Genomic DNA, 16307 nt, shown 5'->3' with positions numbered 1-16307 from the left:
TGGCGTCCATGTACATGCCGAACAAAAGCTGACGTTGCGCCTGCATCTCAGTTCTCCTTGGCAGGCGTGGCCTGTGCCGAGCCGGGGGCCAGCCTGGAGACCACTTCGCCCGAGAGCCACGCGTATAGCAGCCAGCCCAATTCATAGGGTCGGCATTCAAAATCCACTTGATTGGGTGGGAAAAGCACATCAAGGGCCGGCATGTGCAGGCCGGGTACCAATGCGGTCGTGACCGCAGAAATTGCCCGCACCGCCTTGCGAGGTTCGCGGCGCGCCACTTTACGCCAGATCACGCCCTTTTCGGGAACAACGAGCGGTACCGCGACCTCAGGATGCCTATCGAGCCACCGCAGACCTTTGGCAATCGCCCCGGAGTGGTCGAAACCTCCGGCCTCCCTGAGGTCGAGCAATGCCATCGGCGCCATCGCGTGCTGGTGGACGCTATAGACGGGGTAGCCTTCGACCACGCTTCCGTCGCGCGTATCATAGTGCCACCACCATTGCCCGGCGGCACCCTGCAAGGCGCAAATCCTTTCCGCGCACGCCTGGGCCGCCGACAGTGCCGAGACATCGCCGCGAGCCACATGAAGACGAGACAGTGCCTGTATCGGGTAGACCTGATCGGCAAAGCAACCGATATGGCCCCGCAAGCGTCCGCTTACCGACGCGGGGAGCATGTGAGGAAACAGCCCCGCCGGGGATAATCCCGACATCAGCCGTTTTGCGGCAAACGCGGTCAGATCCTGCGTGTCGCCGAATCGTTCTGCCGCCAGCGCGGCCGTCAGTGTCCATGCACAGTGAACCGTCGCTATGGGGGCATCGGAGGCAAGGAGCAGACGAAGCCTGCGAAAGAGTGGGGCTGCATGAAATCGCCCTGCCTCCGCGGCAGCCCAGGCGGCCAACGCCACAGCGCCAGTGTCGGAAGATGTTTCGGCGCGTGCGGCGGATGCATGGGCCAGTTCGGATGCCGTGCTGCCGTTCAGTATCTGCTTTTGAATTCCCTCGTCCGCGTAAGACAGGCCGAGGGCAACGATAGCCGTATAGCGAAGACTGTCGCCTTCGAGCCGTTCCGACGAGTGCGATCCGTCTTTGACCGCGCGCAACGTGTGGCCGAATGCTCCGTCGTTATGCATGCGCGGCAGGCCTCGCAATGCGATGCCCAGCAATTGAACGATCTGGGCCTGCCCCTCACGCGACGTCAATTCAATGGCTTCCAGCCTGTCGAGCGTGCCGATGCGGCGCCGTTCGGGTGCAGGGCTGCTGTGACTGCTGTTTTCCGATGGAGCGCTTTGTGTTCTCGCAGTCAATGAATGCTGAAAATTAATTGGCATGAAAACCCCTCGCACTCGCGTTTAGAGGAGATGGCCGTTCACCAAGGCGAAAGCGGGCGCATCCAAAGACGCGAAAAATCGACGCGTCGACGACATGCTAGAAAATCCCCGCAGATATTCCAGCGCACTCAAAGGCTTACCGAACCGGCATCGGCATGCCGCCAATGGTATTGGAATACATCGATCGGCTTACCCGGTTTGGATGCCGTTTAGCATTCCGGATTAGCATTCAATCCGAACGGGTCTTCAGCTACGCCTCTCGACCGTCTTCCGGCCCGGGCGCTTTTTCTACAAGGATTGCGGAAGTGCGATGCAGGGTGCCGGTGGATGCGAGAGCGCAAGATGGACGCTTCAACGAGACAACAAGAACCTAAGACAGGCAGCACCGCAGCCGCGGCCCTGGTTGCGCGCAGACTTGCTGTCGTCACGGTCACCTACAACAGCGCTTCTGTGTTATCCGGTTTGCTGGATAGTCTGAATGCGGGGCTCGAAGGCGTCGAGCAATATGAAGTGATTGTCGTCGACAACGACTCGCACGATCACTCCGTCGATCTCGCCCTTGCCCACCCGATCGGCGCCAGAATTATTCAAACGGGTCGCAACGCCGGCTATGCCGCCGCCATCAATGCCGCGACGGCGACCATCGATCCGTCTGCCGATCTGCTCGTTCTCAATCCGGACATTCGCCTGCAGCGTGGCTGCATAGCCAGCCTGTACGCAGGTCTTCATTCAACCGGAGTGGCGGTGCCGCAGGTCCGTGGAGAGGACGGCGGCATTTCGAGGTCGATCCGCCGCGAGCCCTCTTTGGTTACCGCATGGTCGGAGGCGCTGCTGGGAGGCACGCTCGCTGCCCGATTGGGGCTTGGCGAAATTGTCGATGGTGCTGCCGTCTACCGCGAGGGAGGCCCGATCGAATGGGCAACCGGCGCCATCCTGTTGGTGTCTGCCGAAGCTCGCGAAAAGGTCGGCGAATGGGATGAGAGCTTCTTTCTGTATAGCGAGGAGGTTGATTATCTTCGCCGCGTTCGGGCAGCAGACCTCGAGGTTTTGTATGTTCCGCAGGCCTTGGCGGTCCACATTGGCGGCGACTATCACAGCAGCCCCTTCCTCACTGCTCTCATGACGGTCAACCGCATCAAATATTACCGGCGGCACCACAATGCCGCAGCGTCGGCACTGTTTCGGCTCGGCGTCATCGTCGGGGAGGGGATGCGCCTGGCAGTCGGATTGGGGCATCGCTCGGCATTCAGGGCCGCGGTCGGCTTGAGCGATGGTCTCCACGGCGACCTCAAACAGCCTAGCGGTGTTCAATAAACCAAATCCCCTGTTTGTAAGCTCCGACTTCCTCGAATCACCCGCCCTTTCGCCTCTTTCACCGTCCCTGTGTGTGGAAAAACCGCCAAAATGCGGTTGAGCGGCGCGTTCTTGTACTTTTAGGTTGCCGAGAAAATTTTTTCAGAAAAAAAGATGGCTAATTTGACCGGCGAGGCGATCGCGCGGAGTTTGAATTTTTTTTCCAAATAGTTTCAGCGAGGTAGTGAGACCGCAGGTTGCGCTTTTGTATGATTATTTAAAAAGTTTGAAAACTTTATTTTTTCGGGAGCCGCCAGAAATTAACCAATTATTTCATAGTAGCAATGTCTAATTCAATTTATTACGGCGATTGTAAGGCGCCGATTTTCGGCTTTTGTGAGCCCCTTCCTACTGCATTGCACAACTTTGGAAGTTGCAATAGGTCTCCGTTTTATAGGTTCGGCTTACCAAAAAAGAGGTAGGCGGCCTAGCAGTAAGACCATCTTGAAACGGGGTTAAGGGCTGAGGAGAAAGGCTATAACAACAGTGGCAGATTTTCCCGATGCAACCAACACAGGCGTCACGTCCGGGGCGACGCTGACCAAGTATAACGGCACGCTTCACATCACCGAAGACAACGCCGTCATCAGCAACATGGACATTACCGGCGATATCGTCATCGACGCCAAGAACGTCACGCTGAGCAATGTCAAGCTGACATCCACCGGCGCATGGACGGCGATCCGGGTCATGGACGATGCGACCGGCTTCACGCTGCAGAACAGTGAAATCAATGGCAAGGGCCTCAGCCAGAACGGCATCTACGGTCACGGCACGTTTATTGGCAACGACATCTACGGCGTTGAAAACGGCATCACTGTCAGCGGCCCTACGGACTTCCGCGACAACTACATCCATAACTTCCTTGGCACCGCCGAGGCCCACTACGATGGTGTCGAGGTCAATGCCGGTCACGACATCGACATCGTCCACAACACCATCGTTGTCGATCACGGCCAGACGTCGGCGGTGATGCTCGACAACTGGGCTGGAGGTTTGTCGAACATCACGGTTGAAAACAATCGTCTGGCCGGCGGTGGATACACCGTCTACCTCGATGACACTTTTGGGGGCGGCCCCGTTGATGATTCCTCGATCAAAATCATCAACAACCAGGTCGGCGATGGTCAATGGGGTGATTTCGCGCTCTATGGCAACAACCCGGTGATGTACGGGAATACCGACCTGAACACCTTGCCGGACACCGGTACTGACACGGGTACGGACACTGGCACCGACACTGGAACGGATACCGGCACTTCAACCGTCTACACGGGTACCGCAGGTGATGACGTCTTGCCGGTCACCGGAAAATCCAATGCGGGCAGCGAGACCTACAAGGGGCTCGGCGGCGATGATCTGCTCAAGGGTGGCGCGGGTGCGGACGTTCTTGATGGTGGCGAAGGCACCGACACCGCAAGCTATTCCGGATCGAAGGCTGCCGTGAAGGTCAATCTTGGAGCGGACACCGCTTCCGGCGGCGATTCAACTGGCGACAAGTTCACCAGCATCGAAAAAGTGCTCGGCTCCAGCTTCGGCGACACCCTGCAGGGCAACACCGGAAACAACGTCCTGAACGGCAGCAGTGGTGCCGACAAGCTCGACGGCGCAGCAGGCGCGGATACCGCCTCCTACATCGGTGCCGAGGCTGGCGTTACGGCAAGCCTTGCCAATGCCGCGTACAACACCGGCGACGCCATGGGCGACACCTATGTTTCGATCGAGCAGCTGTCCGGTTCCAGCTTTGCCGACAAGCTCTATGGCGACGCAGGCGCCAATTTGCTTTCGGGCGGCGCCGGCAATGATGTCCTCAAGGGCAGCGGCGGCAACGACGTGCTTTATGGTGGTCTCGGCGCGGATGATCTGGTGGGCGGCTCAGGCGCCGATACCTTCGTCTTCAACGCGGCGAGCGAGAGCACGTCTGCCCTGACGGGCCGAGATTCGATCTTCGACTTCTCGGGCACCGGCGGCGACAGGATTGATCTTGCGGACATCGATGCCAATACGGCTGCGTCCGGCGATCAAGCTTTCACCTACCTCGGTACTGCTGCCTTCACTGGCAAGGCCGGCGAACTGCGTTACGTCAAGCAGGCGTCGGACACCTATGTATATGGTGACACCAATGGTGACAGGAATGCCGATTTCGCCGTTCATCTTGATGATGCAGTGTCGTTGTCGAAGGGCTATTTCCTTCTGTGACGTGATGCGGCCGCTTGATGCGGCCGCAGATTCCTGCCTGTCATGAACCGCGATAAACCAAAGGCGACCCTCCGGTCGCCTTTGGCGTTCAAAACATCCGGATTGTTTGGGACGTCGCCTCGCTCTCGATTGTCTCAGGCCGCGACCACCCGTGTAGGCGTCGGTTCTGTAGTCGGTCCAAACTCGGCCGGTCGGTCTGCCAATCCAAAGAAATGCTCGATAGCCTGAACCGAGCGCATCGCGGCTTGTCCGTCACCGTAAGGGTTTATGGAGCGCGCCATCTTCTGGTAAGCACGTCGATCCGTCAAAAGTCTTGTCACCTCCGCAACGATCCGATCCTCGCTCGTACCGACGAGCCGGACCGTGCCGGCTGCAACGGCCTCCGGCCGTTCGGTTGTGTCACGCATGACCAGGACCGGCTTGCCGAAGCTGGGGGCTTCTTCCTGGACGCCACCGCTATCGGTGAGCACGATCGTGCAGTCGCGCATGGCCTTGACGAAGTCTCCATAATCGAGCGGTTGTGTAATCACCACATTTTCAAGCCCCGCAAGTGGAGGAAGCAGCACGTCGCGCACGGCCGGATTGAGATGGGCTGGAAGGAGAAAGACAATCTCCGGAAATATCCGCGCCAGCCGCGCGATGGCGCGAGCGGACTGCGCCATCGGTTCCCCCCAGGATTCGCGCCGATGAGCGGTTATCAGAACGCTCTTTCTACCCCTGATCCGGTCTAGGTCGGGATTTCCACTCGAACTGTTTCGGCCCGACACCTGCAGCAGCGCATCGATGACAGTGTTGCCCGTAACGACGATATCGCGCTCGGCGACACCGTCATTCAGCAGATTTTGCTTCGATGTCCGGGTCGGCGCCAGGTGCAGCGCCGCGAGTTGGGTTGTGAGGCGCCGGTTGATTTCCTCCGGGAAGGGGTTGTGGCGATCGCCGGTCCTCAGGCCCGCCTCGAGGTGGATCAACGGGATTTTGCGGTAGAACGCGGCCAATGCAGCGGCAAAGCAACTTGTCGTGTCGCCCTGGACCAGAAGAGCGTCGGGTGCTTCCGTCTCAATGACGTTGGAAACTCCAATCAAAACGCGCGTCGTGACGTTTTCGAGGCTTTGCGACTGCGTCAGGATATTGAGATCATGGCTAGGCTGGATGTCGAACAGCCGGTTGACCTGATCAAGCATTTCGCGATGTTGACCTGTAACTGCGACGATTGGCCTGCAATGGCTCGAACGAGCAAGTTCGCCGATCAGTGGCGCCATCTTGACCGCCTCCGGGCGGGTGCCATAGACGATCAATATCTTGCGCATCGCCATCTCCTCATAGTCTGTGTTCATAGCGCTTCGGAAAGAGAGATCTTCAGAGTCATCGACACGAATGCGCCGGTCACCGGTCGGTGTACCTGCACCTGTTCAAAACGGCGCCAAGCACCTTGGTGCGTTCCGCCAGATACCGCTCGCATTCGTCCACTTCGTCGAAGGTGCTGCTATCGGCTGCCGCAACCAGGATCGCGCAATCCACATTGGGCATGAAAGCCGTAACATCGTCACTTGCGAGCACTGCGGGCATGTCGAACAGGATCACATCCGGTTCCAGCTTCGCTTGCAGATCCTGCAGGATTCTTGCCGCGTCCTGGGATTGCAGCAGTTCCGCTGAAAACTGTACGGGCTGGTGGTTTGTGCCGATCGCCAGATTATCGCCGTGCCGCATGAAAAGGTTGTGGGTCGCAGCGTGGCCTCTCAAAAACTCCTCCATCGACGCTGGCGCTCTCACGCCAAGCATCGCGCCGATTGCGGGATGTTTCAGATTGAGATCGATCAGCAGTGTCCGGCAATCTTCCTGATGGGCAAGGCTGAACGCCAGATTGAGCGCGACAAGCGATTTTCCGCAGGAGGGTGTCGGCGATGTGATCGCGACGGAAGTCCAGTTGTTCTGCCGCAGATCCTGCAGCACCCGAGTCCGCAACATATCGAACGGGGCATGCGCGGGGTCAGAACGGTCTATGGTGACGATGCGGTTTTGAAGTGCTCTCTCCTGGTCGAGATCAAGCGGCGACAAGTTTTCCCAGGCGATTTCGCGTCCGAGCCGCGTGCAGGCCTGAATTGCCTGCTCTGTCAGCCGGTCCGTGCTGTGAAAGCGCCGGGTCTCCTGCAGTGATGGCGGAACGTGCTTCATGTTTTCAACTCTGATCCTGATGACAAATACAGTTCGTGTTGGGCGATACTGAAAATATGCATTGGACTCATATCTGCTCGGCGATGGTTTCCCGGCCGGTTGAAGGTGACTGCATCGAGACAGGGTCGGCGACGATGAAGGAGATCGGTATCACTCCGGCGGCGATCATTGCCGCGATGCGGCGCCTCAGTCTGGATGACGGAAACTCGCCCGGGGAACTGATGTTTGGGATCGTGGCCAACGGCGGAGATTGAAGCAGGCGCTCCAAGTCCACCGGTCTGCGAACCGTTTTGTTGAGCACTTCGAGTAAAACGACGAAGGCCAGTCCCAGTCCGATCCCGGCAACGGAGGCCAAGCCCACCAGCCGCTTCCGTTGAGGGCGGATCGGCTGGCTGGGCGGCGTCGCTGCTTCGAGAACCGAGAAGCGCTCGCCGTCAGAACGCATCTCTATCTGCTCCCCGGTCAACGCTTCTGCGCGCCGTGCGATAGCGGCGTTATATTGTGTCTGTATGTTTTCCCGGTTCCGCTGAAGCGAATTCAGGACGGTCTCGCTTGCCGGCGTGCCACTGATCGCCTGGGTCAGCTCTTCGATGCGCCGGGCGACAGATACCTTCTCTGCTGCCACGGCTTGAAGACGCTTGTCGATTTCCGAAAGCTGCAGGTTAAGCCCAAAGGGCGTGCCCTGCATGGCGGCCGCTCCCGCCTTCTTCGTGCCTTCTGGCTTGATGGCCAGCAGACTGTTCTGCAGGGACGCGATCCGAAGGCGAAGCGCTGAAATGTTTGGACTAGCTTCCGAGAAAATCAGCAGTTGCTCGGACAACGCCCTGTTCAGCTCCGCGAGCATTTGCTGTTCCGGCGTGAGCGAAACGACGCCGGCAAGCTGCCCAGAAGTGGCGTACGTGGCGACAAGGCTGCTCCGCCTGGTGCGAAGATCGGATTCTTCGCGTTCCAGAGAGATCAGCCTGTCCTGGAGACTGCTTTGCTGGCTGCGGTGAAATTCGAGGCTGTCCGGCAGAGTGTCCTTATGCTCGGTCTTGAACTTGAGGATATCTGCCTCGAGCCGGTTCAATTCGACGCCCAGTCTCGAGACCTCCCGGTTGAAGAATTGCAGGGTGCTTCCTGCACGGTCGGTGCGTTGACGCTGATTTCTGCCCAGGATCATCGCAGCAAGTTCGTTGGCACCGTTTGCGGCGAGATCCGGCTCGTTGGCCTGGAAGGATACGCTGAAGATCGATGCACCGTCACCTTGTGGGTCAAGCTGCAGTTGCTCGAACGCGATACGAGCCCGCATGTCTTTGACGATATCGTCTGCGTCAGCTTGCGTCTCGCTGTCGTCATAGACATGCAGCTTCTGCGCAAGGGCAATTAAGTCGGCGCGCGTGGTGATCTGTTGTTGAAGGATCTGTAACTGCGCGACTGCGCCTATCGGAACTGTTGAGCGAGCCAGTTCAGCCGGAATTTGCGGAGACTCCGCCAGAATTTTGGCGCTTGCACGGTATACGGGCGAGAGAAGCAACGCCACCGATACTGCAGATACAAATACAGTGGCGGCAATCGCCAACACATAAGGCATCCTCTGTAGCAGGATCGAACGGTAGAAACGTATGTCGCGTATATCTATGTTGCCCATTGCGCAGACACTCAACTCCCGGAACCAGATTGGCGTCGTGATGGAAATCATTGTTCGGCGGTTCGCGGTTGCGGAATAGATAGTCAATATGAGGTGGGAAGGGGGGCGCCGTCCGCGCATGTAGTACTTTCGGACATGGCAACTCACCCGATGCCTTAGGCATTATCCGGGCGTGGCAAATTGGCTTTAGCCGGTTGTCCGCCTTGCCCTCGATGCATCGACGCGCTTGCAAACGCGCAGCCGTAGCGCCGACAAGATGCAGATCGGTGGGCACATGTCCTCCCCCAGAAGGCGTACTTGGCGCGGAGCGGTCCCCCGTTTTGCACCCAGGCGTTCAGCCGCCCTGCGCCTCAAGGCGGGGGGGGGCGCGTCTTCCTACGCCCGGCCCGTTCATGGTCTGATGAGGGCATCCGCAATCGCGGAGGCGTGCCTGTGCCGCCTATTCTGCTTGAACCCGGCGGGAAGATTTGATGGACGGTCCCTTGCAGCTCAGCGTGATCATTCCGCACCTCAACGAGCCCGACGATCTGCGTCGCTGCCTTCTTTCCTTGAATGCGCAGCACGCGGACGGCATCCCGTTCGAGATCATCGTCGTCGACAATGGTTCAACCGAAATGCCTGAGGCTGCGTGTTCTCATATCCAAAATCTGCGCTTGGAGCGCGAAACTCTTCCCGGTCCAGGCCCTGCGCGCAATTTGGGCGCCTCTCTCGCCCGGGCTGAGATACTTGCGTTCATCGATTCTGATTGCATTGCGCAACCGGGCTGGGTGCGAGCAATTGTCGGGTACATGGCGAGGAACCCCGACATCGACCTCGTCGGCGGCGATATTGGGGTCCTGCTCGACAACCCCGCGTACCCGAGCGCAATCGAATCCTATGAGAACATTTATAGCTACCGAGCGCGTGTTTACGTGGAACGCTATGGTTTTGCGGCAACCGGCAACATGGCGGTACGAGCCCGGGTTTTTCAGTCCGTTGGGCCCTTCGGCGGAATTGCGACGATGGAGGACACCGAGTGGGGCCAGCGAGCAACGAGGCTGGGCTATCGGATCGCCTTTCTGCCTGAGGCGCGGGTGCTCACGCCATCTTGCAAATCCTTTGCGGAACTGGCCCGAAGATGGGACCGGCACGTGGCACATGAATATGGGAAGGTCGCCGGCCGCCGCACGGCGATGTTGCGATGGCTGGTCGGCTGCGCGGTCGTGGTTGCTTCGCCCCTGGCCGAAAGCATAAAAATCCTGAGGACGGATCGTGTCTCGGGCCTCAGAAATCGCCTGCTCGCGATGGCTTGCCTGACCCGCATTCGGCTTCACCGCGGACGCCGAATGTTCGATCTGGCGCTACGCGGCGGTTCAAGCCGGTTCGTCGAAAGTTGGAACCGCGAACGGTCCTGATTTCCGTTTTCACCGGCCCTCTTTGGTTTGCCTACTGCATGGTTCCTTAAATCGTAGCCGATTTGAGGACGAAAAACATGCAGCATTCAAAGTATTACAGCGACCTTTACGCGTCTGATAAGACGCGCGGCGCTGTCTGCCGTGAAGGGCGAACTGGTCGGCAACAACCTTGGCGCGATGCCTCCATTCGAACAAGGCAGTCGCAGCGCCTGATCGGCAAAAATCCCCCCTTCCTTTGAACTTTGCCAAGTTCGGTTCGAGCTTATCGCCTCGTCAAAGCGCGACCTACATCCAATTGTTTACATTAGATTTATTGAGTTTCTTTCCAATATGATTAATATCTAATTAATAGAGGGATTTCCCGTTCAAAGGACAAAATAAGAGAACGGAAATCATTGTCTCAGGCACAACCTCATTCTTCATCTCTTGTGTTGGATCAGCCTGACTGTTCTTAAAAAATTCATATTGCTGGAGGGCGTATGTCAAAACTAGAGATGCAATACTCTTTACGGCTTGTCCCGCGGAGCGTTCCGGATCGCCAGGCAATCAAGCCGCGATTCCTCTATTTCGGCGCCAAGCGTGCTTTTGATGTCGTGGTGACATTGCTGGCCGCGCCGTTTGCGCTCGCAATTGTTGGAATATGTGTGGTGTTGATCCGCAGCGATGGCGGCAAGGCTTTCTACCGCCAGCCGCGTATCGGAAAAGGGGGACGGGTATTCAATCTTTGGAAGCTTCGTACCATGGCCCCCGATGCAGAGCAGCGGCTGCAAACCTATCTCGCCGCCGACCCCGTGGCGAAGGCGGAATGGGAGACCATGCAGAAGCTTAGAAACGATCCCCGCATCACCCGGCTGGGTAAGTGCTTGCGCAAATACTCCGTTGATGAAATTCCGCAACTATACAACGTACTTGTTGGGGACATGAGCCTTGTTGGTCCACGCCCGATGCTTCCCGAGCAGCGCCAGCATTACCCAGGGACAGCCTATTTCGACATGCGACCTGGACTGACCGGGCTTTGGCAAATCAGCGAGCGCAATGGGTGCACCTTCACCGAACGGGCGCTGCATGACACGCGGTATTCCGGCATCATGTCGTTTAGCACCGATTTGTGGATATTGATGCGGACGCCCGCTGTGGTCCTCAAGGGAACCGGGCTCTAACCCGTTCAGACAAACAGAAGAGAAGGCAAAGCACGGTCCCGTGCTTTGCCTTAGTTCGTGCATTTCGCCATAATTGTCGCCCGAAGGGCCTCGATCAAGCGCTAGTGTTCACTTGCGTTCATACCCTCCACCGAAAGCGGGAAGAGATCCTTGATCTTGTAGGCCACCTCGGTTCTGTTGGTCGCCTTGACCTTCTTCATGATGTTGCGGATGTGGACCTTTACGGTGCTTTCCCGCAGGTTCAGCTCATAGGCGATGATCTTGTTGGCTTTTCCGCGCCGCAACGCCTCGACCACTTCAGCCTGTCGTTCGGTGAACATGCCGGCGAGGGGCCGTGCGGCTGGACTGCCGGATTCGATCGCCTGGCGCATGGCCAAGACGCTGCTGGCCGGAACAAAGATGCCTCCCGCCATTGAAAGGGCAATCGCCTCGATGCAGACGTCAATGCTGACTGACGAAGGAATATAGCCCTTGGCACCGCATTCGAGCGCCTTCATGATCTGCGACAGCTCATCGGTATCGGCCAATACGATGATCGGCGCTTCCAACGCCGAAGATAGCCTGCGGATTTCCTCGGCAACGGCCGGTTCGGCAATTTTCTTGCCTCCCACGTTCAACAGAATTGCAGCCAGAGGCGGATAGTCGTGGCGCTTGCGTTCCCACTCATTGATCGAGCCGAATGCCAGAACGTCCATGTCCATCTTGTGGGCGGATATGCAGTAGGCAAGGCATTGGCGATCAAGCGCGCGGTCGTCGATGATCAGCAGCGAACGTCCTCGCGGAAGTGCTACGTTATCGGTATCGTCCAGAGTGTGGGTTGGGTCGATGGTTGGTGCTGTATGAAAAAGACTGTTCTGTACTGGCTTGCCATTCGTCATTGTGAGCGAGTTCATCGGTACCTTACTCCCTTAAAGACACATGCTCACCGGCCCCGATCCGTTCGAGGTGTTTTACACAGCGCATGTGCTAGCCCCAGTTTTTAATGCGGGCCTCGAGCCCTTTTATACATGATCAATAAAGCGAACTTTTTCTATGCGTACCTGCTTATATTAACCGATCCTTACGTGATTGCATAGCTTTAGAGTAATTTCGTGAACTGGTTGTTTTTCAAGGACAAATTGCCTGATCACCCAATAGAGGTAGAATATTATCCCTAAGCATACCCCCTATCTTTTTGGGGGATCCTTGGAGTGTTTTATGTATTGGTGACGGTGAGATGTCGCGCTCTGCCTTTTTTTTAGGCCCTGGCGATTGCGCAGGCGAAAATGACATTTCGCTCATCTGACGGATGAATTTGCCGGATCGATGAAACGATAAAGTGTATTCTTATGGCTTATATGTAAAATATAGTAAAACCTGGTCCAGGGCGTCAGGAATTTCTCGCGTCAGCGGGAGGCCGCTTCAACTTGGCTGGACGTTGCCATTACTTTCACCTTCTTGAAAGCGCGGCCCGAACCGCACCGGCCAAAGGAATGCGATCGTCGCGCCAAGTCCTCGGGATTTCACGGGTTAACGGGCGTGCCAAGCTTGTCGTCGATGTTTCCAGACCATTTTGGGGAGTTTTTCTGGATGGAGGCGTATCCGTAGTAACCTCGCCCCAGCCTATTGCCCAGGAACGTAACGCCTGAGATTTTGCTGTCAGTGAATTGGCCGTCGGCGTAAACGGTGTATCCGCCGCCTATAAGTCGATTGCCTTCGATCAAGACGCCGGAGATGGGGCCGAAATAGTTGCTCAGCATGACCGCCGACGTTTGCCCGTGTGGATTGATCACTGTATTACCGCGGATGAGGACATCCGATACGCCTCCATCCGCGGCGATTCCGTCGAAATGGGGCTCTCCCCAATCGGATTGCAGGTCATGTATATAATTGTTTTCGATTGATAATCTTGAAGTTTCGGTCAGGTAGATGCCGTCTTCCACATGATGAATGTCGCAGCGCCGGATCGAAACATTGCTGCCGGAAACGCTGATCCCCCGAATACCAGCCGTGCTTTGACCATTTATCTCGCAATTTTCTACGGTCACTCCGTCAGCGCGTATTTCCAACGCCGCCCAGCCATTGGCGGTTATGCGGCAGTTCCTGAGCGTCACGTTGGGCGCCGCTATCGTGACCGGCCCCTGAAAAATCAGGCCACTTAGCGTCTCCCCGGCAACGTCAAGGTTGAAACGCGTGGCGGGGATGAGCTTCATGTCTGCGGGTACGCCGGTGTTCGCCGCCTCGGGATAGGCGCCGGCCTCCGCGCGCGCCGCCTGTACATGCATAAGTTGCGCTCCTTGTTGTGCTACGGCATCGGCCGCTCCACGTATTTCGACCGCGGCAGGGAGAAGCAAGGCGGCGGCGAGCAGCAATGCAGGTTTTACCCGGTGTCTCATGGCGATCTCAAAACATTCCAGAACCGTTAGAAGTGTGTCCAACTCCTTGGCAGATAGAAACTTCGATTTTCGTAGCGAAGGGGCGAGGCTTCGTGTGAGGGCATACGTCTTAAGCCTGCTTGCCCGTCTGTAGGCGGCCTCGAAACCGACTATCGGTCGCATGAAGGATCATCCAAAGGGGGAGCGTTCAATCCGCCGGATATCTCGTGCAAGCCTGATGGCATCGCCCTCACGAATAAAGATAAATTGTGTCGCTCGTTGTCCTCCCATAGGGAAGAAGGGTCGTGTCGCACCGTCACGCCTATTTTCAATCGTTTGGATTCTTCTTCTGATGACAATATCGGTGATCCTACCCACGTATAATCGAAGCGACTGCCTGGTGGCAGCGATGAACAGCGTGCTTTCGCAATCCTATGAGGATTTGGAGCTGATCGTTGTCGACGACGCTTCGACGGAAGATATTGAGCGAGTCGTTCGCAGCGTGAATGACCATCGGATAAGTTATGTAAGGCGCTCACGAAACGGTGGCGCTGCAGCCGCACGAAATACCGGCCTTGGTCACGCCAAAGGAGAGTATATCGCCTTCCAGGATAGTGATGACCTGTGGTTGCCCGGTAAACTGCAAAGGCAGCTTATGCTGTTCTCTTCCATTCCCAGCAATGTCGGCGCCGTTACCGGTGCGAAAATCATCTACGGTCGTGACAATGAACTGAATTACGGCCCCGGCCGGGTTGCCTACGCCCCCGTCCCGGAAGGGCGACTGCGGCTTGGTGAAGACCAGCTAGGACACCTGCTCATAGAGAACCGGATCAGCCTGCAGAATGCGTTGTTTCGCAAGAACTGCATTCCGGATGCGGAATGGTTCGATGTTTGCGCCAGGGCCAATGAAGACTGGGAGTTTGCCATCAGACTGGCCCAGCACACGTCCATCTACGAGGACATCGAACCGGTCGTGCTGGGCTTCATCTCGCATGACAGCATTTCGAGAAATCGCCGCAAAGAAACGATCGGCGTGTTGCGCATACTGCGAAAGAACAAAGACGTCCTGCAGTGTCGAAAGAAACAGCGGTCGCTGATGCTGATCGATGTCGGCCGCTATTTCCACGCCGTGGGCAAGAAAAGACGAATGATCAGGTTCCTGGCGGCGGCGCTTAAGGATTATCCGCTTCATGTAAAGCTGATCGGTTCCATTCTACTCGGCAAGCTGTTTAAGAGAAGGCCCCACCGGTCTGCCACTTGATGGCTGCGTGTGATAGGCCGTTACTTTGACGTCCCCTTTACTGCCCGTATTCAGCGGCCTCCGGTGGCCAGCGCCCCGAACGTGCCGCCGAAAGGATTGCCAGTTCACGGATCTTCTTGCTTTTCTTTCGAGCAGGGTCGTGATTTGCAAATTCCAGCGTGAGGGCCAAGCGTGCCGAGCGCGCGGCGTCGGCAAAGCTTCGGCGGGGCGGATTGGCAAGGACATGCCGGTAGATGTCCAGTTGCAGATCGATCGCTCGCTTTAGGCTGAAGCGCTCAGCCACCACCTGTCGCCCGTAGGAGCCGAGCCTGCTGCGGCGGGCAGGATCGAGAAGCAACTCTTCGATCTGCCGGGCGAGCCGGTGGGAACCGGCCGATGCATCACTTAACCCGTAGAAGCCCTGCTTCAGAAACAGGTCATAGCTTGTCGGATCGAATATCTCGGAAAACGCCTTTTCGCCCTGGACGATCAGCGGGCGACCGATTGCCAGCGCTCGCAGCGCCGAGCTTCCCATCCCCACCACCAGATCCGCTGCGGCATAAGCCGGCCGCGGGTCCATTTCGGCGCCCGGGAGAAGAACGACGTCTCGACCGTGCCTCAGGTTTACTGCTTTTGCTCGGCCGGCCAGCGCCTCGCGGGCGGGGCCGTCACCAACCAGGGCAAGTTTCAGCGGATATTGGCCTGCGAGAATATCGACAGCGTCGAGGGCACGCACCAAGGCATCCAGCTTGAGGTCGAGCGCGAGGCGTGAGACGCTGACTACAAGGAAGTCATCCGCAGACGCGCCGAGCCTGCTGCGGAACGCGCTGCCGTCAATGCCGGGATTGTCATAGTCTACATCGATCGGCGGCTCAAGCACCCAGACGTCGCTCCGCTGAACCTTGCGTGCCTGTGCTCCGAGATCTGCTGTTCCCATGATCAAAGGAACCGAAGCGGGAACGTAGGGCATCACGTCCATGCTCAGCACGGTACACAGCAACGGCACGCTGAGGAAAAGCGAAGCGCCGTAATAGGCGTCCAGGCAACTTGGCCACTCGTAGGTGTGGATGAGGTCGATCCGGTTTCGTAATGCGATGGTGGCTATTTGAGCTATTCGCGATGGTGCCGGGCGGTAGGGAAGAGGCCGAGCGGGAATGAAACGCAGCCCACGTTCGGCGATGTAGTCCACAAGCGGGCCAGGGATGCCGTAGACGATCACCTCATGACCCGCAGCAGCTGCACCGGCTGCGAGATCGATTGCGTTGATCTGGCTGCCGCCGATCGACAGGTCATGCGGATAGACAAGAAGACGCATCGTTTCCCTCGGTTTTCGGCCTCTCGGCACGATCGTGCTCCGTCGCTGGGACGGGGGCACGGAAGGGCTGCCAGACTTGCGTGGATCCATGCGTACTTCAACCTCCTACTTCGACTGAAAACCACATGTGCCAGAGCCGACCGCGACCGGCATCCGCCT

Annotated in this window: 12 protein-coding genes; 5 read left to right on the top strand and 7 right to left on the bottom strand. The window is 57.6% G+C overall.

Annotated elements, in window-relative coordinates:
* Positions 1–47 precede the first annotated feature (47 nt).
* Complete coding sequence (locus JNB71_RS21065; RefSeq protein ID WP_223215942.1) at positions 48–1331, bottom strand: hypothetical protein; 1284 nt, start codon at positions 1329–1331, stop codon at positions 48–50.
* A gap of 342 nt (positions 1332–1673) precedes the next feature.
* On the opposite strand from JNB71_RS21065, the gene JNB71_RS21060 reads away from it, so the two are divergent.
* Positions 1674–2645: a glycosyltransferase gene (locus JNB71_RS21060; RefSeq protein WP_223215941.1), complete on the top strand. Its 972-nt coding sequence runs from the start codon at positions 1674–1676 to the stop codon at positions 2643–2645.
* A 525-nt stretch (positions 2646–3170) separates the two neighbouring features.
* On the top strand, positions 3171–4883 hold the full coding sequence (locus JNB71_RS24660) for a calcium-binding protein (protein WP_220373743.1): 1713 nt from the start codon (positions 3171–3173) through the stop codon (positions 4881–4883).
* Between the two features lie 134 nt (positions 4884–5017).
* Here JNB71_RS24660 and wecB read toward each other — a convergent pair whose 3' ends face one another.
* The 3 genes from wecB to JNB71_RS21040 all read right to left on the bottom strand — a co-directional run bounded on the left by wecB (position 5018) and on the right by JNB71_RS21040 (position 8685).
* The gene (gene wecB, locus JNB71_RS21050) at positions 5018–6190 is read right to left on the bottom strand and encodes a non-hydrolyzing UDP-N-acetylglucosamine 2-epimerase (protein WP_220373742.1); all 1173 of its coding nucleotides are present in this window, start codon (positions 6188–6190) and stop codon (positions 5018–5020) included.
* Between the two features lie 76 nt (positions 6191–6266).
* Entirely contained in the window at positions 6267–7055 is a 789-nt protein-coding gene (locus tag JNB71_RS21045; protein ID WP_220373741.1) for a CpsD/CapB family tyrosine-protein kinase, read from the bottom strand.
* Positions 7056–7122: 67 nt separating this feature from the next.
* Entirely contained in the window at positions 7123–8685 is a 1563-nt protein-coding gene (locus tag JNB71_RS21040) for a lipopolysaccharide biosynthesis protein (RefSeq protein WP_220373943.1), read from the bottom strand.
* Positions 8686–9155: 470 nt separating this feature from the next.
* On the opposite strand from JNB71_RS21040, the gene JNB71_RS21035 reads away from it, so the two are divergent.
* Together JNB71_RS21035 and JNB71_RS21030 are read left to right on the top strand one after the other, a co-directional pair.
* On the top strand, positions 9156–10079 hold the full coding sequence (locus tag JNB71_RS21035) for a glycosyltransferase (RefSeq protein WP_220373740.1): 924 nt from the start codon (positions 9156–9158) through the stop codon (positions 10077–10079).
* Between the two features lie 479 nt (positions 10080–10558).
* Positions 10559–11239, top strand: a complete 681-nt coding sequence (locus tag JNB71_RS21030; RefSeq protein ID WP_220373739.1) for a sugar transferase — start codon at positions 10559–10561, stop codon at positions 11237–11239.
* Between the two features lie 101 nt (positions 11240–11340).
* Here JNB71_RS21030 and JNB71_RS21025 read toward each other — a convergent pair whose 3' ends face one another.
* Together JNB71_RS21025 and JNB71_RS21020 are read right to left on the bottom strand one after the other, a co-directional pair.
* Positions 11341–12132, bottom strand: coding sequence for a response regulator transcription factor (locus JNB71_RS21025; RefSeq protein WP_220373738.1), 792 nt, complete (start codon positions 12130–12132; stop codon positions 11341–11343).
* A gap of 609 nt (positions 12133–12741) precedes the next feature.
* Positions 12742–13614: a right-handed parallel beta-helix repeat-containing protein gene (locus tag JNB71_RS21020; protein WP_220373737.1), complete on the bottom strand. Its 873-nt coding sequence runs from the start codon at positions 13612–13614 to the stop codon at positions 12742–12744.
* Positions 13615–13945: 331 nt separating this feature from the next.
* Between JNB71_RS21020 and JNB71_RS21015 the strand changes: the two genes are divergently transcribed.
* The gene (locus tag JNB71_RS21015) at positions 13946–14854 is read left to right on the top strand and encodes a glycosyltransferase family 2 protein (RefSeq protein ID WP_220373736.1); all 909 of its coding nucleotides are present in this window, start codon (positions 13946–13948) and stop codon (positions 14852–14854) included.
* 37 nt (positions 14855–14891) lie between these two features.
* On the opposite strand, the gene JNB71_RS21010 is transcribed toward JNB71_RS21015, so the two are convergent.
* Positions 14892–16148, bottom strand: coding sequence for a glycosyltransferase family 4 protein (locus JNB71_RS21010; RefSeq protein WP_220373735.1), 1257 nt, complete (start codon positions 16146–16148; stop codon positions 14892–14894).
* Between the last annotated feature and the right edge of the window lie 159 nt (positions 16149–16307).

Source organism: Rhizobium herbae (assembly GCF_019511375.1).
GTDB classification, from domain to species: domain Bacteria; phylum Pseudomonadota; class Alphaproteobacteria; order Rhizobiales; family Rhizobiaceae; genus Pararhizobium; species Pararhizobium herbae_A.
This window is presented reverse-complemented; position numbering and strand designations above follow the sequence as displayed.